Annotated in this window: 19 protein-coding genes, 1 tRNA gene and 4 pseudogenes; 15 read left to right on the top strand and 9 right to left on the bottom strand. The window is 43.2% G+C overall.

Annotated features, from left to right (window positions below):
• The first annotated feature begins 244 nt into the window (after positions 1 to 244).
• Both ANSO36C_RS15270 and ANSO36C_RS15265 read left to right on the top strand, forming a co-directional pair.
• Positions 245 to 2,137 (top strand): serine/threonine-protein kinase, encoded by a 1,893-nt coding sequence (locus ANSO36C_RS15270; protein ID WP_251960208.1) that lies wholly within the window; start codon positions 245 to 247, stop codon positions 2,135 to 2,137.
• 321 nt (positions 2,138 to 2,458) lie between these two features.
• Positions 2,459 to 3,352, top strand: a complete 894-nt coding sequence (locus tag ANSO36C_RS15265) for an SDH family Clp fold serine proteinase (protein WP_251960342.1) — start codon at positions 2,459 to 2,461, stop codon at positions 3,350 to 3,352.
• Positions 3,353 to 3,383: 31 nt separating this feature from the next.
• Here the strand turns inward: ANSO36C_RS15265 and ANSO36C_RS15260 are convergent, their stop codons facing one another.
• Positions 3,384 to 4,109: a peptidoglycan-binding domain-containing protein gene (locus tag ANSO36C_RS15260; protein ID WP_251960207.1), complete on the bottom strand. Its 726-nt coding sequence runs from the start codon at positions 4,107 to 4,109 to the stop codon at positions 3,384 to 3,386.
• A gap of 528 nt (positions 4,110 to 4,637) precedes the next feature.
• On the opposite strand from ANSO36C_RS15260, the gene ANSO36C_RS15255 reads away from it, so the two are divergent.
• From ANSO36C_RS15255 to ANSO36C_RS15225, 7 genes and pseudogenes are all read left to right on the top strand, one after another.
• Positions 4,638 to 6,101, top strand: coding sequence for a hypothetical protein (locus ANSO36C_RS15255; RefSeq protein ID WP_251960206.1), 1,464 nt, complete (start codon positions 4,638 to 4,640; stop codon positions 6,099 to 6,101).
• A 182-nt stretch (positions 6,102 to 6,283) separates the two neighbouring features.
• Positions 6,284 to 6,745, top strand: coding sequence for a ribosome maturation factor RimP (gene rimP, locus ANSO36C_RS15250; protein WP_251960205.1), 462 nt, complete (start codon positions 6,284 to 6,286; stop codon positions 6,743 to 6,745).
• A gap of 222 nt (positions 6,746 to 6,967) precedes the next feature.
• Positions 6,968 to 8,255 (top strand): annotated as a pseudogene (gene nusA, locus ANSO36C_RS15245) (transcription termination factor NusA).
• Between the two features lie 148 nt (positions 8,256 to 8,403).
• Positions 8,404 to 8,673, top strand: coding sequence for a YlxR family protein (locus ANSO36C_RS15240; RefSeq protein ID WP_251960204.1), 270 nt, complete (start codon positions 8,404 to 8,406; stop codon positions 8,671 to 8,673).
• Between the two features lie 480 nt (positions 8,674 to 9,153).
• Positions 9,154 to 12,319: pseudogene (gene infB / locus ANSO36C_RS15235) on the top strand (translation initiation factor IF-2).
• A 103-nt stretch (positions 12,320 to 12,422) separates the two neighbouring features.
• Complete coding sequence (locus tag ANSO36C_RS15230) at positions 12,423 to 13,043, top strand: low-complexity tail membrane protein (protein WP_251960203.1); 621 nt, start codon at positions 12,423 to 12,425, stop codon at positions 13,041 to 13,043.
• 181 nt (positions 13,044 to 13,224) lie between these two features.
• Positions 13,225 to 13,421: pseudogene (locus ANSO36C_RS15225) on the top strand (hypothetical protein).
• On the opposite strand, the gene ANSO36C_RS15220 reads toward ANSO36C_RS15225, so the two are convergent.
• Positions 13,418 to 13,954, bottom strand: a complete 537-nt coding sequence (locus ANSO36C_RS15220) for an alpha/beta hydrolase (protein ID WP_251960341.1) — start codon at positions 13,952 to 13,954, stop codon at positions 13,418 to 13,420. The pseudogene ANSO36C_RS15225 and the gene ANSO36C_RS15220 overlap by 4 nt on opposite strands.
• A 443-nt stretch (positions 13,955 to 14,397) precedes the next feature.
• Here ANSO36C_RS15220 and ANSO36C_RS15215 point away from each other — a divergent pair.
• Positions 14,398 to 16,090, top strand: a pseudogene (locus ANSO36C_RS15215) (DUF1565 domain-containing protein).
• 425 nt (positions 16,091 to 16,515) lie between these two features.
• Here ANSO36C_RS15215 and ANSO36C_RS15210 read toward each other — a convergent pair.
• On the bottom strand, positions 16,516 to 16,809 hold the full coding sequence (locus ANSO36C_RS15210; RefSeq protein ID WP_251960202.1) for a DUF3493 domain-containing protein: 294 nt from the start codon (positions 16,807 to 16,809) through the stop codon (positions 16,516 to 16,518).
• Between the two features lie 33 nt (positions 16,810 to 16,842).
• On the opposite strand from ANSO36C_RS15210, the gene ANSO36C_RS15205 reads away from it, so the two are divergent.
• Positions 16,843 to 16,914: transfer RNA gene (locus ANSO36C_RS15205), tRNA-Thr, on the top strand.
• A 54-nt stretch (positions 16,915 to 16,968) separates the two neighbouring features.
• On the opposite strand, the gene ANSO36C_RS15200 is transcribed toward ANSO36C_RS15205, so the two are convergent.
• Both ANSO36C_RS15200 and ANSO36C_RS15195 read right to left on the bottom strand, forming a co-directional pair.
• Positions 16,969 to 17,112 (bottom strand): hypothetical protein, encoded by a 144-nt coding sequence (locus ANSO36C_RS15200; RefSeq protein WP_251960201.1) that lies wholly within the window; start codon positions 17,110 to 17,112, stop codon positions 16,969 to 16,971.
• A gap of 53 nt (positions 17,113 to 17,165) precedes the next feature.
• Complete coding sequence (locus tag ANSO36C_RS15195) at positions 17,166 to 17,603, bottom strand: hypothetical protein (RefSeq protein ID WP_251960200.1); 438 nt, start codon at positions 17,601 to 17,603, stop codon at positions 17,166 to 17,168.
• A gap of 162 nt (positions 17,604 to 17,765) precedes the next feature.
• On the opposite strand from ANSO36C_RS15195, the gene ANSO36C_RS15190 reads away from it, so the two are divergent.
• Positions 17,766 to 18,065 carry a hypothetical protein gene (locus tag ANSO36C_RS15190; protein WP_251960199.1) on the top strand — a complete coding sequence of 100 codons (300 nt, stop codon included), beginning with the start codon at positions 17,766 to 17,768 and terminating at the stop codon, positions 18,063 to 18,065.
• Between the two features lie 35 nt (positions 18,066 to 18,100).
• Here ANSO36C_RS15190 and ANSO36C_RS15185 read toward each other — a convergent pair whose 3' ends face one another.
• Positions 18,101 to 18,445, bottom strand: coding sequence for a type II toxin-antitoxin system PemK/MazF family toxin (locus ANSO36C_RS15185; RefSeq protein WP_251960198.1), 345 nt, complete (start codon positions 18,443 to 18,445; stop codon positions 18,101 to 18,103).
• Complete coding sequence (locus ANSO36C_RS15180; RefSeq protein ID WP_251960197.1) at positions 18,432 to 18,701, bottom strand: DUF2281 domain-containing protein; 270 nt, start codon at positions 18,699 to 18,701, stop codon at positions 18,432 to 18,434. Before ANSO36C_RS15180 ends, ANSO36C_RS15185 begins: the two co-directional genes overlap by 14 nt.
• Positions 18,702 to 19,019: 318 nt before the next feature.
• Between ANSO36C_RS15180 and ANSO36C_RS15175 the strand changes: the two genes are divergently transcribed.
• From ANSO36C_RS15175 to ANSO36C_RS15165, 3 genes are all read left to right on the top strand, one after another.
• A complete protein-coding gene (locus tag ANSO36C_RS15175; protein WP_251960196.1) occupies positions 19,020 to 19,283 on the top strand; it encodes a hypothetical protein in 264 nt (87 codons plus the stop codon).
• Positions 19,252 to 20,307: a tetratricopeptide repeat protein gene (locus ANSO36C_RS15170; RefSeq protein WP_251960195.1), complete on the top strand. Its 1,056-nt coding sequence runs from the start codon at positions 19,252 to 19,254 to the stop codon at positions 20,305 to 20,307. Before ANSO36C_RS15175 ends, ANSO36C_RS15170 begins: the two co-directional genes overlap by 32 nt.
• Before the next feature lie 150 nt (positions 20,308 to 20,457).
• Positions 20,458 to 22,608 (top strand): CHAT domain-containing protein, encoded by a 2,151-nt coding sequence (locus ANSO36C_RS15165; RefSeq protein ID WP_251960194.1) that lies wholly within the window; start codon positions 20,458 to 20,460, stop codon positions 22,606 to 22,608.
• Here ANSO36C_RS15165 and ANSO36C_RS15160 read toward each other — a convergent pair.
• Both ANSO36C_RS15160 and ANSO36C_RS15155 read right to left on the bottom strand, forming a co-directional pair.
• A complete protein-coding gene (locus ANSO36C_RS15160; protein ID WP_251960193.1) occupies positions 22,605 to 22,973 on the bottom strand; it encodes a hypothetical protein in 369 nt (122 codons plus the stop codon). The two genes, ANSO36C_RS15165 and ANSO36C_RS15160, sit on opposite strands and share 4 nt — an antisense overlap.
• Before the next feature lie 238 nt (positions 22,974 to 23,211).
• Positions 23,212 to 24,255 carry a M42 family metallopeptidase gene (locus ANSO36C_RS15155; RefSeq protein ID WP_251960340.1) on the bottom strand — a complete coding sequence of 348 codons (1,044 nt, stop codon included), beginning with the start codon at positions 24,253 to 24,255 and terminating at the stop codon, positions 23,212 to 23,214.
• Between the last annotated feature and the right edge of the window lie 25 nt (positions 24,256 to 24,280).

Raw genomic sequence — 24,280 nt, 5'->3', positions numbered from 1 at the left:
TTACTCTAGCATGAAGAATCAACTAGAGATTTTAGTGTAAAAACATAGTTTAACTAAAATAATTAAGGTATATCCAACTTGATACTGTTAATTATTTTGTAATTACCGAGGTTAAGAAAAATGTTATCTAAGTAAGTAAATTTAAAAAAAATACAACAGCGATTCTGAGAGAATTTCCAAAAATTCGTGTTGGCTGTTCTGATACCGTGCCAAAATAAATACCAGCAATTGTCAAATATTACTAATGGTGTGGAATGCAGGAAAGTCTTTATTCGGGGGACGCTACATTATCGAAAGGCAACTAGGTGAAGGCGGAATTGGCATTACTTATCTTGCCAGAAATCAACGGAATCAACAGCGAGTGATTAAAACCCTCAAAGAAGAAATCCTGAATCACCCCGCTTGGATACTTCACCGAAACAAGTTACGGCAAGACTTCCGTGATGAAGCAGTTAGGCTGGCTGTGTGCCATCATCCTCATATAGTACAGATAGAAACCATCTTTGATGAGGGAAATTTGCCCTGCATGGTGATGGATTATATCGAAGGGGAAGACTTGGGACAGCGCGTGAGACGGATAGGGGTGCTATCAGAAGCAGAAGCACTGCTCTACATTAGGCAAATTGGTGACGCTTTGACCCTAATCCATTCTAAAGGATTGCTGCATCGGGATCTCAAACCACGCAACATCATGATCCGCATTGATAAATCAGAAGCAGTGCTGATAGATTTTGGCATCGCTAGAGAATTTATTCCTAATATGATCCAAAGGCATACAGTGTATCGTACTCCTGGTTTTGCCCCACCTGAACAATATGAATCAGAAGCACCAAGAGGAGAATACATTGATATCTACGCCCTAGCCGCTACTTTGTACAATTTGCTTACCGCAGTTATACCAACAAATGCAGATGATAGACGCCACAATATTAATTTAGAACCACCACAATATTTCAATCCCAACATTAGCAACAGAGTAAATCAGGCTATTATGTGCGGCATGGATTTGGAGTCAACCTATCGTCCCCAATCTGTGCAGGAGTGGTTAGATTTATTAGGCTCTGATAGTGGGAAAGATGTAACAGCAAAATCACCTACTTTACTGATAACGCCTAGACCTAAACCATCTCCACCGATTGTATTAGATCAGCAGAACTGGCAATGCATACAGACCATCAAAGGTCATTCTAGTATGGTTCATGCGATCGCCATTAGTCCAGACGGGCAATTTATTGCAAGTGGCAGTAATGACAAGACTATCAAACTTTGGCAAGTAAGTACTGGCAAGCTAGTGCGTCAACTGGGTCGTTGGTCTTCTAGTCATTCCAGTATGGTTCATTCCGTCGCTTTTAGCCCCATCTCTCCCAACTTTTCTTATCAAGGCGAGTCCGGCAAATCTGCGGGAGTTACAGACCTAAACCGAGGAATTTTAGCCAGTGGTAGTTGGGATAACACAATCAAATTGTGGGATATCAACACAGGCAGAGAAATTCGTACTCTCGCTGGTCATACCAACTGGGTGAATTCTGTTACCTTGAGTCCAGATGGCAAGTTTCTGGCTAGCGGTAGTGCTGATTGCACAATCAAAGTGTGGCAGGTACACACTGGCATAGAAATCCAAACTCTCACTGGTCATTCCGACTCAGTTTCGTCAGTCGCCTACTCTCCGAAAATGTCTGGAACCAATAGCCAGGATAAACAGATGGTGGCTAGTGGCAGTAATGATTACACCATTAAACTGTGGCAAGTATACACAGGCAGAAACATCTATACACTTGCAGGTCATTCCTTTTTCGTCAACTGTGTCGCCTTCAGCAAGGATGGGGAAATTCTCGCCAGTGGCAGTGGTGACAACACGATTAAACTGTGGCACGTAAATACTGGCAGAGAAATTCATACTCTCACTGGCCATTCTGATTCAGTTTGGTCAGTCGCATTTAGCCAGGATGGACAATTTCTTGCTAGTGGGAGTTGGGACAACACTATCAAACTGTGGCATATACACAGTGGGAGAGAAATCAGCACACTTACAGGACATTCCAACTATGTTAGGTGTGTTGCCTTCAGTCCCGATGGGCAAACCCTAGTTAGTGGTGGTGATGACGACACAATCAAGATTTGGCGAAGGGGGTCATAATTCGTAATTCGTAATTCGTAATGACGCTCGTGACGCTCGATGACTCGCTAACGCTGCGCTATCGCCCTTGGCGTGCCGTAGGCAAGACTCGCTACCGCTACGCTAACGTAATTCGTAATTTGTGATGGTGCTTTCTACAAGATGCTGTACATAGCTTGCTTCCCCGCAGGGGTATGCGGACTCGCTAACATAATCTTGAATTGGCATCTCCTTGTGGTTAGTGTAATTAGTGACTTTTAAATCTACAGATAGAAATGCGATCGCCCAAAAATTGTCACAATAATGACGGCAACCGTTATTTTTGAACAAGAATTAATATTTATGGGCTTTGGTATTGGTGATTTATTCTGGATTTTTCTGCTTCTGACTTCTTTGCAACCCCTCTGGCAAAAACGTCAAATAGAATATCGGCGCTTGCGTGCTTTACAACAATTCCAGCAGGAACGCAAAAGTCGGGTAATTTTGCTGATTCACCGTCAAGAGTCTATTAGCTTCCTGGGAGTTCCCATATCTCGCTACATTACTATCGAAGACTCAGAACAAATATTGCGAGCAATTCGCCTCACACCCTCAGATGTGCCGATTGATTTAATTTTGCATACTCCTGGTGGTTTGGTTTTAGCTACCGAACAAATCGCCAGAGCATTAATTCGCCACCAGGCAAAAGTCACAGTTTTTGTACCCCACTATGCTATGAGTGGCGGTACAATGATTGCCCTAGCCTCTGATGAAATTATTATGGATGCTAACGCTGTTTTAGGCCCAGTTGATCCCCAATTGGGTAACTATCCCGCAGCCAGTATTCTAAAAGTAGTTGAAGATAAACCCATCGGTGAGATTGATGACCAAACCCTAATTATGGCCGACCTCTCACGCAAAGCAATACAGCAGGTACAACGGTTTGTGCGAACTCTGCTTAAAGACAGTATACCCAAACAAAAAGTTCTGCCAGAAAATATTGAATCGATTATCGAGGCTTTGACCACTGGGCGCGTTACCCACGATTATCCCATCACTATTGAAGAATCAACAGAAATGGGGCTGCCCGTAACCGTCGGACTGCCCCATTCTATTTATGAACTCATGGATTTGTACCCACAGCCACAAGGAGGCCGACCTAGTGTGCAGTACATTCCTATGCCTTACAATGACCTTCGTCCAATACTACCTACACCCAAGGGCAGGCCCTTAGAAGAACCAAATCAAATGATTTGAAGGGCTTTAAGGTAGGAGTTTTTTGTAATCATTAGGGTGTAGCTGTTGGCGTAGCTGTTGGCGTAGCTGTCGGTGTAGCTGTTGGCGTAGCTGTCGGTGTAGCTGTTGGTGTAGCTGTCGGTGTAGCTGTTGGTGTAGCTGTCGGTTTAGCTGTTGGCGTAGCTGTCGGTGTAGCTGTTGGTTTAGCTGTTGGTGTCGCTGTCGGTGTAGCTCTTGGCGTAGCTGTCGGTGTAGCTGTTGGCGTAGCTGTCGGTTTAGCTGTCGGTTTAGCCGTCGGCTGGCTGAAGACTGTCTTTGCTTCTTCATTTAGCTTTTGGCGAAGTGCTAAATTAGCAATTCCAGTTTCTTGCAACTGATATTTCTTCTGATACTCCCTCACCACTGCTTCCGTCCGAGAACCATAAAAATGATCGCGCGGAAGTGGAGGATTTGGCTTGACCACTGCATTCAAATTTGTTTGCAGAATTTGAACGATGTTAGCAGCAAAAGCCTGAGTTTTTGGCCCTGCTATCCCATCAACTGGTTTTAGCTTATAGCCTGTTTGAAATTCACGAATTGCTTTTTTAGTTTCCTCATCCGTCAAGGGAGTGTTTGTTACCTTGACGTTATAGCCTAATCCCCGCAATACCTCACGGAATTGCTGGGGCGTATAACTTTTTTGAGTGACTGCGAAACCAGTATCTGCAATTACTAAGCCAGCACTTATCAGGCAAGTAACAGCAAAGGTTGCGCTTGATTTTCCAAACCCACACCACATACTCAAAACTCCTTTGGGTTAAATCAGCAGGATTATAAAGGTTAACAGCTGCATTTTAAGTTTGTTTAATAACTTTTTTCGCGATTATTTAATGATTTTTGAATAATTTGTGACTTATTTTTGTGAAACTTAATCGATGCACAAAAAAAATTTTTTATTATCTATCAAAAGAAGTATCTTAACATTGGCAGAGATACAGCACTTATCATTTGAATTGAATACGCCCCCTGAAAAAGAGCCAAGGGAGCAAGGAGCGTAAATTAAAGTAGGAGATGCACAGATGTGATCTGCGGTCTACTCAACTGCAAATTGCTGTAATTGTTTGGAGAAAACCGGAAATTAATAAAATAGGACTTACGCAAAATATCTCTCAAACTCTGATTTCTCCGTGCCCTCTGCGCCTCTGTGGTAGCCTGCGGCAAGCCGTTCGCGTAGCGTCTCGTAGAGAAGCGTCTACGTTATTCCGTAACTCGTGCGTAAGTCCTATAAAAGAGCCTATACACAAAAATGTATAATATATAACATAAAATGAAAAATCTAAAATCTTCTAAGCAGCGAAACCTTTGGTTTGAAAGATTTATGGCAATTGCCGCCACCGTAAATTTAGGTTTTATTGTATTTGATTTAAGTTACGTACCTTGGCGGGATTTCTACTTGCGAAAACTTCCCCAAATTACCAAGATTTATGACCCAATAAAAGGTATTGAAGCCCATCGAGACACCGAAAACTATCTGAAAACAGTAGACGCATTAGAAGAAGAAGTTAGACAAACAGGGTTACAGTCGCCTCAAGTAAATGGCAGGCTAATACAAATAAGTCGTCTTAGCAGCGAGATGATTGACAGTAACCCGTTTGCGGGAGTGAATAAGAGTGGGACTCTGGAAAAAATCAAAAAGCAGATGCGATCGCACATCGGTAACGAATCTGCAAAACAGTCCTTTGCCACTTTTTGGAGTCAGCCTCATTTATCACAAAATGGCTGGGTTAAAGAAATTAATTTTTTTAACCAGAGCATCCGCCCTTTGATTGCCTCTAACTACTTCCGCCAAATCGGTGAAAATGGCGAATTTGTTGATAATTTCTGGATTATTGACTTACCCTTTGTAATTTTATTTGGCGTAGAATTGCTGGGGCGCACTTTCTTAATTAGACGCCGACATCCTGGTTTAAGCTGGTTTGAAGCAGTATTGTGGCGTTGGTACGATTTATTTTTACTACTGCCATTTTGGCGGTGGTTAAGAATTGTACCTGTACTAGTCCGCCTCGATCAAGCGCAGTTATTAAATTTGCATCCAGTGCGAAAGCAGATTAATCAGGGGATTGTCGCCAATTTTGCCGAAGAACTAACAGAAATTGTAGTGGTGAGGGTAATTAATCAGATTCAGGGTTCAATTCAGAAGGGTGAGTTAACGCGCTGGCTCTCGCAACAAGAAAATTTACGTCCCTACATAGATATTAATAATGTGAATGAAGTGGAAGCGATCGCAGGCATTTTGGTAAAAACAATTGTCTACCAAGTGCTACCCGAAATTCAACCTGCGATCGTTGCCATTTTGCGCCACAACATCGAAACCGTCTTCCATCAAGTCCCCGTCTACCGCAACCTTCAGAATCTCCCTGGCGTGGGACAGGCTCAAACCCAGTTAAGCGAACAACTGGCAACTCAAATCACAACTAATCTTTACAAAACGTTAGTTACTGCTGTTGAAGACCCTGTTGGTGCAAAACTCACTAGTCAACTAGTAGAAACCTTTAGCAAAGTCTTAGGATCTCAAATAAAGGAAAAACACGTACTCTCAGAAATTCAGAGTTTACTTTTTGACTTCTTAGAGGAAATCAAAATCAACTACGTCCAGCGTTTGTCCCAAGAAGACATAGACCAAATTATTGAGCAAACCAGACAGTTACGAACACAAGTATCAGTTCCAGCAATAGTGAAAAGATCAGACAGGGGAGGCCGGGGGCAGGGGACAAGGGGGAGAATAAAATAATTAGCTCTTTCCCCTCTGCTCCCAGCCAAGAGCCCCTCTGCCTCTTCCCAATGCACGACTATAAAAGAAATGCGCTAAACTCGAATTAGGCGAATCATCTTATGGTTCGTCACAAGACTTCTTGGAAGATATACCTATCGCAGGAAGTGGGTCGACACCCACTTTTTTTATTGAATTCTCTCATGGCTCATCCTTTAGTTCCACAAATTATTGATTTGGCGACACCAGTAGCAGAAGAACTGGGATTGGAAGTGGTTGGCGTGGTTTTTCACACTAACCAAAGTCCACCAGTGTTGCGGGTAGACATTCGCAATCCTGAGCAAGACACCGGGTTGAACGATTGTGAGAGGATGAGCCGTGCTTTAGAAGCCTCCTTAGATGCTGCGGAAATCGTTCCAGATAAATACGTCTTGGAAGTGTCTAGTCCTGGTATTTCGCGGCAACTGGTAACAGACAGGGAGTTTATTTCTTTTAAAGGATTTCCTGTCATCATCTCCACAACGCCCCCCTACGACGGACAAGAAGAATGGACTGGTCAGTTAGTTCGTCGGGATGAGACAGCACTCTACTTAAACCAAAAAGGTCGTGTAGTCGAAATTCCCCGCTCCCTAATTACTAAGGTGCAGCTAGACGAGCGCCGATAAACAAGTGATTAAAGGCTAGAGGTTAGAGGCTAGGGACTAGGGACTAGGGATTGGAGAAGCAGAGAAGCAGAGGAGCAGAGGAGCAGAGGAGCAGAGGAGCAGAGGGTAAGTTGCTGCAAGTCTTTTCCCTTTGCACCCAATGCCCCATGCCCAATGCCCCATGCCCCATGCCCAATGCCCAATGCCCAGTCCCTAGTCCCTAATTTTTAAAGGAGATTGCTTATGTCAATGGTTACTTTACCTGGATTAAAAGAATTAATTGAAAGTATTAGTCGCGAACGGAATTTACCCCGGCTTGCAGTTCAATCAGCGATTAGAGAAGCACTACTCAAAGGCTATGAACGTTACCGCCGCGCCCAAAATTTAGAGCGCAAGCAGTTTGACGAAGATTATTTTGAAAATTTTGAAGTAGAACTCGATATTGAAGGAGAAGGATTTCGCGTTCTTTCCACCAAAACCATTGTTGAAGAAGTAGATAATACAGACCACCAAATTTCCCTAGACGAAGTTCAACAAGTCGCTCCCGAAGCGCAGTTAGGGGACTCTGTGGTGTTAGATGTTACCCCCGACCAAGGAGAATTTGGCCGGATGGCGGCGATGCAAACTAAGCAAGTATTGGCGCAAAAATTACGGGATCAACAGCGCCAGATGGTGCAAGAAGAGTTCCAAGATTTAGAAGGGACTGTTCTCCAAGCAAGAGTCCTGCGGTTTGAGCGGCAATCAGTGGTTTTGGCAGTTAGCAGTGGCTTTGGTCAGCCAGAAGTAGAAGCCGAATTACCGAAGCGGGAACAGTTGCCCAACGATAATTATCGGGCAAATGCCACCTTCAAGGTATATCTGAAAAAAGTCTCCCAAGGTCAGCAACGAGGGCCACAGTTGCTTGTGTACTCGTGCTGATGCTGGTTTGGTAGTTTATCTTTTCGCCAACGAAGTCCCAGAAATCGAAGATGAAGTGGTACGGATTGTTGCCGTAGCGAGGGAGGCAAACCCTCCCTCCCGTTATGTCGGTCCCCGGACTAAAATAGCTGTAGATACTCTCGATCGCGATGTAGACCCAGTAGGCGCTTGTATCGGAGCTAGGGGATCGCGAATTCAAGTGGTAGTCAACGAATTACGCGGTGAAAAAATAGATGTAATTCGCTGGTCGCCAGACCCAGCAACATACATCGCTAATGCCTTAAGTCCAGCACGGGTAGATGAAGTACGCCTAATGGATCCAGAATCGCGGCAAACTCATGTACTTGTGGCTGAAGATCAATTGAGTTTGGCTATAGGTAAAGAAGGGCAAAACGTCCGTTTAGCAGCCCGTCTGACTGGTTGGAAAATTGACATCAAAGACAAAGCTAAGTATGACTTTGCAGGAGAGGATGCCAAATTTGCAGCCGTCAGAACAAAATATCAATCAGAGGAGTCAGAGGAAGACGATCTTGAATATGAAGAAGAATTCGAGGATGAAAATCAAGAGGAATTAGAAGAGGAGGATAGTTTTGATAATAATGATGATGAATAATTGATTAATTTTGTAAAGTTTTGATACTGTAGATTGTAGTCTCAGTTTCAAGAATTATTTTCTCAAAAGCTAGTTGGTATAAGTAAAAAATAGTAATAATAAACTTCTTTTTACTTCCATTATCCTGGGCTGAGATCGCAAAGAACCGATGAAACCAAATTATCGGCGCTGTATTAGTTGCCGTAAAGTAGGCTCAAAAGATGAGTTTTGGCGGATTGTCCGCGTCTTTCCCGATGGAAAGGTACAATTGGATCAGGGCATGGGGCGTTCTGCCTATATTTGTCCAGAAACGAGTTGCCTACAAGCGGCTCAAAAAAAAAATCGACTAGGGCGATCGCTACATGCATCAGTGCCAGAAACACTGTACCAAAGCTTGTGGCAACGCCTATGCGGCAGTAATACCCAAAACCAAATTTAGTTGGAACACTTTTGTGGCGTAATCTCCAGAGAAATTGTGTCGAAAGCCGAAATCGCGCTTTCATCACACTCACTGTTGATGGTTAAGGTTAGTGCCAAAATAGTAAATGGGTGTAAAAGGCATTTGGCTCTCCAATAAGGAGGGGCGAGGCAATATTCCCAGAATCAAGATGTAATCGATTGTGTTGTGGAAGACTCAGAATCAACAAAACAAGAAACTACAAAATGGCAACCTGGTAGCGCTCAGGCGCAGTTCGGCGTCAAGGGTTCCTATAAAAATCTTTTATTTAAGAAATTTTTATGGGTATCCCTCAACCATCATTCCTGGTGGGGATGCCATTATTAAACCGAAACATCTCTCTTTCCTGATTGGAGGCACCGGCAAAAACTGAACGGCAGTCTAAAAACAGTAATCCAAGGATGGAGATGTCGCAAACCAGGCAACCATCCGCTAAAACTGTAAATTAAAGGGGAAGAGTGGATGAACAACGGCAAAGTTAGAATTTATGAATTATCAAAGGAATTGAATTTGGATAACAAAGAGCTACTAGCAATTTGCGACCAGCTCGATATTGCGGTCAAAAGTCATAGCAGCACGATTTCAGAATCCGAGGCAGAAAACATCCGGGCGGCAGCAGAAAAGCTAGCAACTACGAATGTGTCAGCCAAAAAGGAACTAGGTACAAACCAGCCATAAGCCGAATTCACCACCGAACGGCGGACGTAACCGACCTGCTGTCACCCCACAAACAGCAAATTTTGGAAATACGCAAACCCAAAATATTGAGAAATACTACCTCCAACGCCCCAGAGGCGTCACTTGCTAACAATACCCAAGCTGCCTTGTCTGAAGCTAATCCTCCCTCTCCTCCACGGCCTTTCGCTACACCAGTCTCACCCCAGAAACCGGCAGCACCAACTCGTCCTGTGCCCCGGACTCAATCTGAGACTCAAGAGCAACCTCCGATCGCTGACTTGGAACAAACGCCTAATCCAAATCCAGCACCGGAAAAAATAGCATCCCAAAAACCGGAAAAAACAGTTTCACCCAGACCGAAATCGGAAAAACCGATCAAACCACAACTAGTTGCTCCTCCAGCCAGGCCTGAGGCAGAAGTGGCCCAGGTGGTAGATGAACAGCCGGTATCTCAGGCTGATAAACCGATTCTCAAACGCGACCAACGGCAGCAACGACCCGCAGAAGGCGATCGCGAGCAAATTAAGCCGAGAGTCGCTAAACTGCCAACAGACCAATCCGCACCAGGTGCGCCACAAAGGACAAGTCGTCCTACCCCTGCACCCAGCAGACCAGAGCAGAGGGGCAATAGACCATCTGCACCATCACAACTGGGAGAGGGACAACGACCCAGACCAGCACGTCCAGGTGAATCTGTAGCAGCCGCAATGCCGATCGCTACTCCACCCAGACAGATGTCAGGCATAGCGGGCAAATCTCAAGGATTGGGTGATGAACCAGTCACACCGCCTGATCTCCTCGATTTGAAACGCCCCAGTCCGCCTCGGCCAACCAAAGGCGGTAAAAAGTGGGTAGAAGAGGAAATCATTGACGAAGTTAAAGAGAAGGCAAAAGCTGGGGTCAAAGGCAAGCGAATCAAACCCATACTTGATGATGAGTTTGAAGAAGATTTGCTTGATGATGACGATATCGATTCACCAGCCACCGTCCAAGTTAGCCTTTCCATCGCTCGCCCTCCCAAACCGAAAGCGACTCGACCTGTACAGATGCCAGGTGCAACCCTTGCTAGCGCCCCAACTACAAGAGGAAGAAAATCTGGTTCCAGGTCTGGTTCTAAGTCTTCGGGGCGCGACCATCACCAAACCGTCGCCAAGAGCCGAGACAAAGCGCGATCGCCCGAAAAAGTGACGATCCCAGGGCCGTTAACTGTGCAAGAACTATCTGACGTTTTAGCCGTTCCTGATACAGAGATTGTCAAAATCCTGTTCCTGAAAGGTATGGCGGTGAGTATCACTCAAAATCTAGATATTCCCACAATTACGCTGGTAGGAAAGAACTAGAAATAGAAGTTGAAACCGTCGAACGAGAAGCAGAAGCTCGGAAAATCACGGAAATGGTCGGCGCAGAAGACCAAGAATATCTCCACCGCCGTCCGCCAGTCGTGACAATTATGGGTCACGTAGACCACGGTAAAACAACCCTGCTCGACTCAATCCGCAAAACCAAAGTGGCTGCTGGCGAAGCTGGCGGTATCACTCAGCACATTGGTGCATACCATGTAGATTTGGAACATGAGGGCAAACCTCAGCAGATAGTCTTCTTGGATACTCCTGGTCACGAAGCCTTTACAGCTATGCGGGCACGAGGAGCTAGGGTAACAGATATTGCCGTGTTAGTAGTGGCTGCTGATGATGGTGTCCGTCCCCAAACTATTGAAGCTATTAGCCACGCCCAAGCTGCGGGAGTGCCAATTGTTGTTGCAATCAACAAAATTGACAAAGAAGGGGCACAGCCAGAGCGGGTGAAACAAGAGTTGACCCAGTATGGTCTGACCGCAGAAGACTGGGGTGGTGAGACAATCATGGTTCCCGTCAGCGCTATCAGAGGTGAAAATCTGGATACGCTCTTAGAGATGATTCTCTTAGTAGCAGAGGTTGCAGAACTATCTGCCAACCCCGATCGTACCGCCAAAGGAACTGTCATTGAAGCACATCTGGATAAAGCCAAGGGAGCAGTTGCTACCCTGCTAATTCAGAATGGCACCCTGCATGTGGGAGATATCTTGGTAGCTGGCTCGGCCTTCGGTAAAGTCCGGGCGATGGTGGATGACAGAAGTAAGAGAGTAGATATTGCTTCTCCTTCCTTTGCTGTCGAGGTACTAGGTTTAAGTGCTGTGCCAGCAGCCGGCGACGAGTTCGAGGTCTTCCATAATGAAAAAGAAGCCAGATCCCTTGCTAGCGATCGCGCAGACAGACAACGCCTATCCCGCTTGTTACAGGGACGTGTTACCCTGACAACTCTGTCGGCTCAAGCACAAGAAGGCGAGTTGAAAGAACTCAACTTGATCTTGAAAGGAGACGTACAAGGTTCGGTGGAAGCCATTGTGGGAGCGCTCAAGGAAATCCCGCAAAACGAAGTCCAAATTCGGATGTTGTTGGCTACGGCTGGGGAAATCACCGAGACAGATATCGATTTAGCAGCTGCCAGTAACGCTGTAATTATCGGCTTCAATACCACCTTTGCCAGTGGTGCTAGACAAGCCGCCGATGAAGCAGGTGTAGATGTCCGGGAATACAATGTCATCTACAAACTCCTAGAAGATATCCAAGATGCCTTGGAAGGTCTTTTGGAACCAGAGTTGGTGGAAGAACCCTTGGGTCAAACCGAAGTACGTGCCGTCTTCCCAGTCGGTCGTGGCGCGGTTGCCGGTTGCTACGTTCAATCTGGCAAGCTAGTCCGCAACTGCAAAGTCAGAGTACGACGCAACGGTAAGGTGATCTTTGAAGGTGTCCTTGACTCCCTAAAACGGATGAAAGAAGATGCCCGTGAGGTCAACGCCGGTTATGAATGCGGTGTCGGCATGGATAAATTCAATGATTGGGTTGAAGGTGACATCATCGAATCCTATCAGATGGTTACGAAGCGCCGCACTCTCACCTTAACGAGATAGTGTTAAGGGTAAAATGGTTAGAAGTTAGGAGTAATAAATTAGGAGTTAGGAGTTAAAGGCTGCTAATTCTTAACTCCTAACTCTTAACTCATAACTTTTTATTATGCATTCATTTCGTTCTGAACCTATTTTGTGGATTCACGTCGCTGGATTGGCGACGTTGCCTATTTTTTTAGTACTTTGCTTATTTTTTCTGTCTGTAGGCGAACCGTTTTTGCCAGTCTGGATGGAGCTATCTTTAGTTGCCGCCATTGGTGTTCTTCCCCTGCTATGGATGCAGTTGCGTCGCCCTTTTTATATATTTGCTCTTTTAGGAATAGCCCTGAAGCCAGAAAATCTGACTGAACGGCAGCGAAAAATTCTCTGTTTAATTAATACAAAGTTAAATCGTATCCTGGCATTAGTGGCAGCAGTATTATCAATTTGGGTGCTGTGGCATCTTTTCCAAATTGCGCCATTAGTAGCAAGTTCAGCTAAATTTCTCCCACAATGGCGCAGCCTTGCACTAGTGCTTGCGGGATTAGCCTTTTTAGGCAGCAATCTATTTTTACAAATACCTGTGAGTGTAATGCGAGTTTTGGTGACTAATGACACAGAATTCGCTGGTATAGAACCATTATCTTTAGAAAAGATTAAGCAAGATTTCACCATTTTAGGGGTGCGCGTTAATCAAATCGTGCCCCGATTACTGCAATCTTTGTTTAGGATAAATACAGATTCGTAGCAGCCCGTAAAGTATATTATTTCACTTTAAAAGAGGAAGCATTCTTACTGGGGCAAGGAGCAAGGGAGAGAATAAAAAATTACATCTTTACATCTTTACCCCTTTGCTCCAAGCTTTCTGCCCCTCTGCCTCTTCTCAATGCCCAATTACCGTTGAAGTTAAAATAAAGGAATGAGGAACTATGGCTCAAATTCCAGCTTCTAGCGATCGCCAATTTCTGCTGATACTGAAATTTGGTATAGTCTCAAATGTGCAATCTCTACGAGTTCCGGTTTTCAACGCTGGCAACTAGAACGCGATGCTCAATTACAGGGAATTCGCTTGGAACAGCAGGTACAACGGTATTTAAGGGAAACTTTAGAAACTTTAGCTTACTAAAAATTGAGTAAATCTTGCAGGCTTGTTTGCAATCGGCGGAGTTGACGGTATGCACTCTCCAAGCGTTTGCCATCAACTTCCACTTCATTGGTGGGATAGTTTTCAATAATTTCGATTAGCGATACCTGCCCGTCTTGACTCGCAGAAATTACCAAAGCGGCTCGCAAAGCCTGCCTGTCTGCTCTCCGAGACGGTGTATAAATAACTTGACTAATTTGATCCAAAATAATATTACCAATCTGGCTATTTAGCACTCTATCTAAAAATACAAGGTTTACCTTTACTGGCTCCGTTAAATACTGACGAATAGCTTTGGGGTCTTGTCGCGCCAAAGCAAAATTAACTCGTAGTGAACGTGAAAGTTCACCTGTTTGGGCAAAGGTGGATAGCTCCTCTACAGAAAGTGATTCACGGAAAATACCATAATTTAGCACCACTTGTTCCGCAGCAAAGACAGGACTGGACAAAAATAGAAGGCAGATACTACCTACTAAAAGTAAGGTGCGACGCAGCCCCAAAAATTTAAAACGCATTTCTGCCAATTTCCAATAGGTTTGCTTTTGATCTGATGATATTTCAGCAAAACTATTTGCAGCATCTAGCTTTAGGTAATAATACAAAATAACCTATTCAGTAGGCAGGATAAAGGCTTAGACAAGGCAGCGAGAGACTTGTTGAGACTCCTGAAAACCCTAAAGCGGGCGCGAAAATTCAGTTACCGTCCTAATTAACAAGGCTTGGGGCGTAATAAAGGAATTTTGCCCCTTGTTTCTTAGAGTTAGGCAAAGTTCGACTACAGTATACTAGTAAAATTTTCTGAATAAAATAATATAACTAATGTATAAGTTCTGTGATCTATCTAAGGAATTTAGCTGAATCAGCGCTAATCATCCAGTATAGTTTTGCATAGATTTTACAGTAGCTACAAAGCTGCTACCTTCAACAGACCATAATTCAGCACTCACAGACGGAAAAAATGAAATATCGGGGTTTTCACATTTCTCTAGCGAAAAATTTTCGCCTTCTTTCTAGCAGTCATCTCAGCTATACTTTACGCCTGGGAGCCGGACTAACGGCAATGCTTGTTGTTTCTAATGGGTCAATATTACTAGCAAGTCAGGTTAATGCTGGTGCTACTCACTCAGAAAGTATCGTCCCAATCACAGCACAAGCTCCTGCAACTGCCGCAGCGATTTACGTTAATCCAGCAACTGGTGCAGATAGTGCGGGTGCTGGTGCAACCTCATCTGCACCCTACAAAAGCATCAGTTTCGCTCTGAGTCAAGCCCAACCAGGTGCAGTTATTCAATTAGCACCTGGGAACTATAACCAAGAAAGTGGCGAAACCTTCCCACTCTTGCTTAAACCAGGGGTAACACTGCGGGGTGATGAAGCTACTAAAGGTCAGGGGGTATTGATTACAGGTGGAGGTTTCTACACTAGTCGTACCTTTGCCAGACAGGACATTACCATCCTCGCCGACCAAGATACCACGATCGCAGGTGTCACCGTCACCAACCCAAATAGCCGGGGTACAGCTGTGTGGGTGGAGTCAACTAATCCCGTTATCAAAAACAATACTTTTACTAACAGTGTCCGAGAGGGTGTTTTTGTCACGGGTACAGGCAATCCCAGAATCGAAGGTAATCTCTTTGTACAAAACCAAGGCAATGGGATTTCAGTTGTTAGAAGTGCCCAAGGAGAAATTCGGAATAACTTATTTCAGGATACTGGTTTTGGTCTAGCGATCGGTGGCACTTCCACACCCCTAATTGTAGAAAATCAAATCGTTCAAAACCAAGACGGTCTTTTTATCTCAGAGTCAGCGAAGCCCGTATTGCGTAAGAATGTCATTCAGAACAATAAGCGGGATGGAGTAGTAGCTACTGTCAACGCTTTACCCGACCTTGGTACTAACGAAAATCCTGGCGGTAATCTTATCCGCAATAACACTCGTTATGATGTGAACAACGCCACAAAAACTGGTCAGATTTTCGCTATCGGCAACGATATCGATCAGAAAAAGATTTCTGGCTCAGTAAACTTTGTTGCCGCAGCTGTTGATGTACCCCCTGGAGGGTCTGTCGCCTTTAAAGATGTGCCAGCAAATTACTGGGCAAAATCTTACATTGAAGCTTTAGCTTCCCAAAATATTATTGCTGGCTTTCCTGATGGCAGCTTTAAACCCAATGATCCTGTAACCCGCGCTCAATTTGCCACTATTGTCACTAAAGCCTTAACACCACCAAGTAAACGCGCAGCAATTAAATTTAAGGATGTAGCGACCAACTTCTGGGCTTACGCTGCAATTCAATCTGCTTATCAGAGTCAATTTGTTTCTGGTTATCCCGATGGAACTTTTAAACCACAGCAGGAAATTCCCAGAGTGCAGGTGTTAGTAGCTTTAGCTAATGGTTTGGGCTTAACTGCAAATAATCAGAATGTCCTTTCCTTTTACACCGATGCTGCCCAGATTCCTAATTATGCGATCGCTCCTGTTGCTGCCGCAACTGCACGGCAACTAGTAATCAACTATTCCCACAGTGAAGCAACTCAATCCTAATCGTCAGGCAACTAGAGCCGAAGTTGCTGCCTTTGTTTACCAGGCACTCGTTAATGCTGGACGTGCCCAACCTATTCCTTCATCCTATTTGGTAACAGCGCAGTAAATGCCTATTTAGCAAATTGAAAGCGCCAGACTAATAAATTATTAGTCTGGCGCTTCCAATATAGTGGTTTTTTAATTCTAGGGGTCTTTAAATATAGCCGACCCCATTTGAATGTGATTGGTTTCTGGTAAGGGTTTTTATATTGGCTGACCCAGTTTCAACGATTTCTCTTTTCTCAGAAGTTTTTGCTTTTTCGGATTTCCTAATAATTTTTTTATTTTTAGGACTTACGCAAGAGTTACGGAATAACGAACCACAGAGGCGCAGAGTACACGGAGAAATCAGAGTTTGAGAGATATTTTGCGTAAGTCCTAATTTTTTCTATTTTTATATTTTAATCTTCATAAAAGCCTTAATAAATTTGAAGAATATAAAGATATATCAAAAGAAAGCAGTCAAAAATTAACTAGCTAAAATTTCTCTCTTCAAGAATTAGGATTTTTACCCGATTGGAGGCGTTGTTTCCGACGCTGTTCCCAGCGCCAGAGAAAGACCATTAAGGCAACGATTCCTACTTGGAGAGCGAAACTAGGCAAAGCAGTCTCAACATTGCGTCCGGCAAGCACTTGGAAGAAAAAGACGAATGCGCCAATTGAGCCAGAAGCACCGAAAGCGATGTAGATAAATTGGCGTAAGCCTCGATAAGGAGCGGCTATTTCTGCTTTAAGGCTGGCGTATTGTTCAGGGTTAAGGCTATTTTTGCGATTTTGATCTACCATGATTAAATCATGTTATACTCTTAGATTGTGTACGCCGATGTGGCTCAGTGGTAGAGCAGCTGATTCGTAATCAGCAGGCCGTGGGTTCAAATCCCATCATCGGCTTTGATAAAGAAAGCTATTGCTCAATAGTCTAGTTTGACATAAGTTGTACAGTGACTAAATTATATGTCGTCGGTGACACATTACTGACTGGGGTATTGTTATCGGTCGATTTTTAGCAATGCTTGCGATAGCATCTGCTGGAGTTGGCGTTACCTGATTTGGTTGAGCAAAGACAGTCCCAGCTTGGACATTTGCCAATATTGCTTGGGAAGAGGATTTAACACCCCTAGTCCCATTTTCAAGTCAGTGGATTATTGCAGCAAAGGAGTTGTGCCATTACCGTTAGTTGACGCATTGGCAATTGCAGCTTGAGTAGGTTGAGTAGTAAGAACCGCTACAAGTGGAGTAACTTTTGAAGTAGATTGTTTATTTCGTTTGCGATTAGAGCCACCAGCTTTGGAATACTCTATACTGTTTCTGCCGTAGACAGCTGCAACTCCACTTAGCATTCGTTCAGACATTTCGGAGAGGGCTTTATCCATCTGGCTTACTGTTTTACGCGATTCTTCCAGATTGGACACTAGCGTATTATTAGCTTCTACCATCGCACGGGTAGCATTGATTAAGTGGTTGTAGGCTTCAATGGTTAACCCATGTCCCAAATCCAGATTTTCATCAATAGATTTAAGCAAGGCGAGACGAAGTTGGGCTTTGTCAACAGCAGCAGAACCACGAGTTTTTAAAGACATAACACATCCTTTTTTAATAATTCCTCTTTCAACATAGTGGAGTATCCTTTTGCCTGAGATGGGTAGTTTTGTGGATTTATTTCATTAAAAGTTCAACGAAATAATTACGAGGTTGCCTGTGTTTTTACTCATTTTTCATATAGATTTGTTGTTTGAGAATAAGTGCAATTAGCAACAGTAATCACAAAATCAATAAATGCCTACTCCGAAATAACAAATGAGTATCCCGAAATAACAAATGCATACTCCGAAATAACAAATGGGTACTCCGAAATAGCAAATGAGTACTCCGAAATAGCAAATGGGTACTCCGAAATAGCAAATGGGTACTCCGAAATAACAAATGAGTACTCCGAAATAACAAATGAGTACTCCGAAATAACAAATGCGTACTCCGAAATAGCAAATGCGTACCCCGAAATAACAAATGAGTACTCCGAAATAGCAAATGCGTTGGCGTAGCCCGCACTATTTTGTAGAATTGATATCTGCGGCGATTACTCTATTAATTGAATTAGATATTGACTAAGATTATGTAATAATTTTTTATGCCTTTCTGTTGAAATTGTGCCAATTGAGCCAATTATACTGTTACGAGTAATGACAGCTAAAAAACTTAATCTAATAACAGATTGACCGACTAAACCACTAGATTTAAAATCATCATCATTAGGTGAAATGATTTCGTCAAAGTTAGGAATATATTGTTTTAATTGTGTACTAATCCCATATATCAAAAAGTCTTGATATTTTGGCATTTCTCTCAAAATCAGCGTAGGACGGTTTTTTATTTCTCCATTTGCTTGAGGAATAGGAGTTAGTATGATATTACCTTCTTTCATAATTAGGGTTATATTCTTTAATTGATTCTATAGCATATTCTGGTTCATCTTCTGCATAACATTGATTTAAGTTATTTAAAGAGAAAGATTGCCAATTTTCTCTTTGTTCTATATTGGTTTCTAAAACGGTTACATCTTCGACTTGTGGAAGTGTTGAAGATTTAGTGATTAAATATTCGGCATAATGTAAAAGTTCAATTTTCAGGTAAATGGGCAAATTTTCTATGATTTTCCATAGGGCTGTTTCGGTACTCATAATTACTCGTTTTGGAATTTAGAAGGATTAATATTACTTATTATTTTGATTGTAAGATACAAGATCGGCGATGCCTAGGTTGGGCTGCGCCTACGCACTATTTTATAGGAATGATGTCCGCGACGAGGAAGGCGATAAGCCTAACGGCATAGCTTCTCTACGAGACGCTCCGCGAACGCTTACCGCAAAATCAGTATATTGTCTGTTCACAAGTAAAAAATACTCATCCACGAGGTTCTTTCATTGGCAGAAACACATCATTTGTGATGAAATTCTCCACTTTTCTGGAATTTAGGGCGTTGGTGTTGAATTTATCTCATGATAAAGTTGCATCTCACACCCTTGCCCATGAATGAACAGCGTCAGCAAGCCTATCTCAACCTCATTCAACGCCTGTTGAATTGCCGTACTAACAATGAATTGCAAGAAACTTTGGCAGCAAACCAAGAATTAGTAGATATTGGCTTTTTGCAGACAATAGAAGCAGAAGCACAGAGGTTTTCACAGCAAGGGGATGAGACAAGCAGCGAATTGGTTGCAAAGTTTGGCAATGCAACTAGGGGAAGCGTTGAATCTAGATAATAAAGTAGATTTGCAATCTCTCAATGAGGAAGAGATACAGATATATTACCAATTCTTGATGCAGGTACTACAAGCAACCGCAGAAAGTAACGGTAATTCCCAGGTAGTTTACCCCTTGCTGGCAAGGAATACAGACAAACTCGACGGAATGTTAGCAGAAATATTGCGCCGTTTGGGGGCAAAAACACTGAGGAAAGTGGAAACAGATGAGGAGAAAAACGTAGCAGGAGGTATTTTCACTTTTAGCAATCTAATAGCGCAATTCCCCTTGGGTGACAAAGCCAGCAATATGGAAATTGCCATCACTGGCTATGAAGTCGTGCAAAAAGTCTTCCCCAGGGAAGCTTTGCCTCAAAATTGGGCAACGACGCTAAATAAGCTTGCTGTTGCCTACACCAATAGAATTAAAGGAGACAGGGCAGATAACATCGAAATTGCGATCGCTGCTTCTACTGCTGCTTTAACTGTCAGAACCAGAGAAGCTTTGCCTCAAGATTGGGCAGAAACGCAAAATAATTTCGGACTTGCCTACATCGAGAGAATTAGAGGAGACCGGGCAGATAACATCGAAATTGCGATCGCTGCTTTTACTGCGGCTTTAACTGTCTACACCAGAGAAGCTTTACCTCAAGATTGGGCAATGACGCAAAATAATCTCGCAAATGCCTACAGCGAGAGAATTAGAGGAGACAGGGCAGATAACATCGATCAGGCGATCGCTGCTTATACTGCTGCTTTAACTATCAAAACCAGAGAAGCTTTGCCTCAAGATTGGGCAGCAATGCAAAATAATCTCGCAAATGCCTACAGGAAGAGAATTAGAGGAGACAAGGCAGATAACATCGAAAAAGCGATCGCTGCTTCTACTGCTGCTTTAACTGTCAGAACCAGAGAAGCTTTGCCTCAAGATTGGGCAGCAACGCAAAATAATTTCGGACTTGCCTACAGCGAGAGAATTAGAGGAGACCGGGCAGATAACATCGATCAGGCGATCGCTGCTTATACTGCTGCTTTAACTGTCTGAACCAGAGAAGCTTTGCCTCAAGATTGGGCAGCAACGCAAAATAATCTCGCAAATGCCTAAAGCTATAGAATCAAAGGAGACAGGGCAGAGAATATCGAACAGGCGATCGCTGCTTTTACTGCTGCTTTAACTGTCTACACCAGAGAAGCTTTGCCTCAAGATTGGGCAGCAACGCAAAATAATCTCGCAAATGCCTACAGCGATAGAATTAGAGGAGACAGGGCAGATAACATCGAAATTGCTATCGCTGCTTATACTGCTGCTTTAACTGTCAGAACCAGAGAAGCTTTGCCTCAATCTTGGGCAGGTACGCAAGATAATCTCGCTGCTGCCTACTATTTTAGAATTAGAGGAGACAGAGCAGATAACATCGAAATTGCGATCGCTGCTTCTACTGCTGCTTTAACTGTCTACACCAGAGAAGCTTTGCCTCAAGATTGGGCAATCACGCAAAATAATCTCGCAAATGTCTACAGCAATAGAATTAAAGGAGACAAGGCAGATAACATCGAAAAAGCGATCGCTGCTTATACTGCTGCTTTAACTGTCTACACCAGAGAAGCTTTGCCTCAAAATTGGGCAGAAACTTTGTGGATGCGGGGAATTACTTATCAATATACAAACAAGTTTGACTTAGCATACAATGATTTTAAATCTGCCATTGCTGGTATAGAATTTTTACGGTCAGAAATAGTATCTGGTGAAGAAAGCAAGCGCAAACAAGCGGAACACTTTAACCAAGTTTATAGCCGCATGGTAAAAGTTTGCACAGAATTAAATAAGATTATTGAAGCAATTGAATATGTTGAACGTAGTAAAACCCGTAATTTAGTTGAACAAATTCTTGAACGTGACTCAAAAAGCATCTTGCCTCCAGAAGTATTCACTCAATTAGAAAAATACAGGGATGAAATAGCCGTAGGACAATATCAAATCCAAAATGGCAAAGCTGAAAATCCTAAAGTCCTTGCACAACATTTACAACAGTTGCGAAATCAGCGTAATGAATTGCAAAACCAATACTTACCTGTTGGTTATGGGTTCAAATTCGACTCCTTCCAAGGTTCTTTGGATGAGCATACAGTCATTATCGAGTGGTATATTCTCAACGATAAAATTCTGGCGTTTATTGTCACAAAAAGAGGAGAGGTAACTGTTTGGCAATCCCAACCAGAAGACCGAGAAGCTTTGTATGATTGGGTAAATCAATATTTGCAGAACTACTACGAGCAAGAAGACCAATGGCTTAATAGCTTAGGGGAATCACTAAAAGAATTAGCCTCAATTCTGCACATAGATGAAATATTAAACCAGATACCAAAGCACTGCGATCAACTCATTCTAATTCCCCATCAATTCCTGCATTTATTACCCCTTCATGCACTCCCAGTCAATCACAATGCTGAAAATTCGCGCTGTCTTCTAGATTTATTTGCTAGTGGTGTGAGCTATGCACCTAGTTGTCAACTACTGCAACAAGTACAACAGCGCAAACGTCCTGATTTTCAATCTCTATTTGCGATTCAAAACCCCACAGGCGATTTAAACTATACAGATTTAGAAGTACAAGTTATTCAAAGCTACTTTAATACTGCTAATGTCCTGAAAAAAACAGCAGCGACACTCACAGCAATCGATAATTCCGACTTAAATACTTACCATTGCGCCCACTTTAGCTGCCACGGGTATTTTAACTTAACAAATCCCGGTAAATCAGCCCTAATTTTGGCAGATGCGCCTATCGCAGACACACCAACAAAACCCGACTCCGAACGTTATCTGAATGTGCGATTGGGTGAAACCAACGATTTAGACAAATGCCTTACCTTAGATAAAATCTTCACTCTCAAATTAGATAAATGTCGCCTCGTCACCCTTTCCGCGTGCGAAACTGGATTGATTGATTTTCAAAATACCAGTGACGAATATATTGGTTTACCTAGCGGTTTTCTATTAGCAGGTAGTCCCAGTGTCGTTAGTTCTCTCTGGAAAGTAGATGACTTATCCACCAGCTTTTTAATGATTAAATTCTACGAAAACTTAGTCGAACTTGATAATCTAAAAGCCGGAGATATTGCCATAGCCCTGAAACAAGCTCAAAACTGGCTGCGAAATCTGACTATTGAAGAATTAGACAGATTTTTGGAGGAACACAAACCCCAAATTGAAAAAGTCCTTGCTCAACTAAGAGTAGGACAACGCAAAATATTTGAGGAATCTTTGAAACAAATTAAGCAACGTCAACCCCTACCATTTGCAAATCCCTACTACTGGGCTGGATTTACAGCTTCTGGGCTTTAAACACCAGATTCCGGTACGTTACAAAACTTTCTCGCACCTAGTTTAAACACCAATATGCTAAGTGCAGTCGCAGTACCCAGAGGAATGCCTGCACTAACAGCCAATGGTTCTACAATTGGAGCAATTAATCCAGATTCCAAAAATTCTCTGACTTCCTCTTGACAAATGAATTGACGGCATTTTTCAAGCAAATCATTTAACGATCTATCTGCTTCCCGTGTAGTTTCGCGCATAACCAGCAGTGGAACAGCATCGTCTAAATAGCCTTCACACTCTTCTATGGCATCTAAAGCTACTAAAGCCTGGGGAAGATCCGCCAACTGGCTGCGAAACTGACTAATTTCCTCTGGTGTAAGAGTAATCATTTAATAGTCTTAACTGGTAAATACACGAAGCATTCAGCAATTATACATTTAATGCCGAATTTAGAGATATGGCGCTGACATTACATCAACAGTAGGAGTAATTTTGGTGTGCGATGTCTACGAGGGGCTACGCCTACGCGCATTTTCGACAACCAGAAAAATTCACGCTATTTTGGGTTGATATGCGATGCCTGCGGCGGGCTACGCCAACGCTCCTTCAAATCAAAGCCTCTAAATATCACTCAAACTCAGTTTCGCAGAAAGCTTTTAACAAATCAATACAGTTAGCGATCGCTCCTAAATGAGCAATTTCATAGCCATGTGTATTTTGGGTAGGAAACGCTAAACAAGCAGCACGCCCAACATGACCAAATTTCATCGCAATAGAAGCATCACTACCAAATCCACTCAGAATTGTGAATTGTATCGGCATATCAAGTTGTTTGGCAGATTGGCGCAGTTGTCCATTTAACCCCTCATCATATATCCCATAAGAATCTTGAGATAAAAGTACAGGGCTTTCCCCATCTTTAACAGGATATTCCTCAGATAATGGACAAATTTCTAAAGCAATTAAGGCATCTAAACGCTGATTTTGGGTAAAAAATAGCGCCCCAATTGCCCCTACTTCTTCTTTTGCTGAAGCTACTAAATAAACATCGACTACTGGCTGTTTCAGATTTTCAGCCAAAGCTAGCAAAATCGCCACAGAAGCTTTGTTATCCAAAGTGTAACCAGCAATATGATCCTTTAACCGAATTGGACGCTTGCGATGTTTGCCGATTACCATTCTAGTTCCCGGTCGAATCCCAGCTGCTTCTAATTCGGCAGATGTCAGCTTCGTTTCAATCCAGGCATTTTCCCATTTAACAGTAGTATCTTCCTGCTGCACTTTCTGGGGCGATTCGTGGGAAACGTGGCGGGAACCAAAGCTGAGAATACCGTTGATAGTTTCGTTATCTCCCAGTAAATCGACAACGCCTTCGCCATAAACCCACGGGAAAGAACCGCCAAGTTTGCTGACTTTGACACGACCTGCATCACCGAGACTCTTGACAATTGCGCCAATTTCGTCTTTGTGTGCTGTGATGGCGATCGCTCGGTCTGGATTTTTCCCTGGAATCTTGGCAATAATATTATCAGCGCGATCGCACCATACTTCTACACCCAGCGCCGCAAATCGTTGCATCAACAACTGGTTAATCTCAGCTTCTACACCACTCGGAGAATGGTGCATGACTAATTCTTCAATAATTTGAAATAAGCGATCGTAATCCCACATCAATACAGTTAGCTCAGTTTTCAAC

The sequence above is a fragment of the Nostoc cf. commune SO-36 genome, assembly GCF_023734775.1.
Taxonomy (GTDB): Bacteria; Cyanobacteriota; Cyanobacteriia; order Cyanobacteriales; family Nostocaceae; genus Nostoc; species Nostoc commune_A.
Note: the sequence above shows the minus strand (reverse complement) of the source record. Positions and strands in the feature narration are given on the sequence as shown.

What these genes read in the sequence shown, in the direction of transcription:
- ANSO36C_RS15265 (WP_251960342.1), top strand. Translation starts at nt 2,459, where the DNA reads ATGGGCTTTGGTATTGGTGATTTATTCTGGATTTTTCTGCTTCTGACT.
- ANSO36C_RS15195 (WP_251960200.1), bottom strand. Translation starts at nt 17,603, where the DNA reads ATGTCTTTAAAAACTCGTGGTTCTGCTGCTGTTGACAAAGCCCAACTT.
- ANSO36C_RS15175 (WP_251960196.1), top strand. Translation starts at nt 19,020, where the DNA reads ATGATAAAGTTGCATCTCACACCCTTGCCCATGAATGAACAGCGTCAG.
- ANSO36C_RS15220 (WP_251960341.1), bottom strand. Translation starts at nt 13,954, where the DNA reads ATGCGTTTTAAATTTTTGGGGCTGCGTCGCACCTTACTTTTAGTAGGT.
- ANSO36C_RS15230 (WP_251960203.1), top strand. Translation starts at nt 12,423, where the DNA reads ATGCATTCATTTCGTTCTGAACCTATTTTGTGGATTCACGTCGCTGGA.
- ANSO36C_RS15260 (WP_251960207.1), bottom strand. Translation starts at nt 4,109, where the DNA reads ATGTGGTGTGGGTTTGGAAAATCAAGCGCAACCTTTGCTGTTACTTGC.
- ANSO36C_RS15170 (WP_251960195.1), top strand. Translation starts at nt 19,252, where the DNA reads ATGCAACTAGGGGAAGCGTTGAATCTAGATAATAAAGTAGATTTGCAA.
- ANSO36C_RS15270 (WP_251960208.1), top strand. Translation starts at nt 245, where the DNA reads ATGGTGTGGAATGCAGGAAAGTCTTTATTCGGGGGACGCTACATTATC.
- ANSO36C_RS15240 (WP_251960204.1), top strand. Translation starts at nt 8,404, where the DNA reads ATGAAACCAAATTATCGGCGCTGTATTAGTTGCCGTAAAGTAGGCTCA.
- ANSO36C_RS15255 (WP_251960206.1), top strand. Translation starts at nt 4,638, where the DNA reads ATGAAAAATCTAAAATCTTCTAAGCAGCGAAACCTTTGGTTTGAAAGA.
- rimP (WP_251960205.1), top strand. Translation starts at nt 6,284, where the DNA reads ATGGCTCATCCTTTAGTTCCACAAATTATTGATTTGGCGACACCAGTA.
- ANSO36C_RS15180 (WP_251960197.1), bottom strand. Translation starts at nt 18,701, where the DNA reads ATGAGTACCGAAACAGCCCTATGGAAAATCATAGAAAATTTGCCCATT.
- ANSO36C_RS15160 (WP_251960193.1), bottom strand. Translation starts at nt 22,973, where the DNA reads ATGATTACTCTTACACCAGAGGAAATTAGTCAGTTTCGCAGCCAGTTG.
- ANSO36C_RS15210 (WP_251960202.1), bottom strand. Translation starts at nt 16,809, where the DNA reads ATGGTAGATCAAAATCGCAAAAATAGCCTTAACCCTGAACAATACGCC.
- ANSO36C_RS15185 (WP_251960198.1), bottom strand. Translation starts at nt 18,445, where the DNA reads ATGAAAGAAGGTAATATCATACTAACTCCTATTCCTCAAGCAAATGGA.
- ANSO36C_RS15155 (WP_251960340.1), bottom strand. Translation starts at nt 24,255, where the DNA reads ATGTGGGATTACGATCGCTTATTTCAAATTATTGAAGAATTAGTCATG.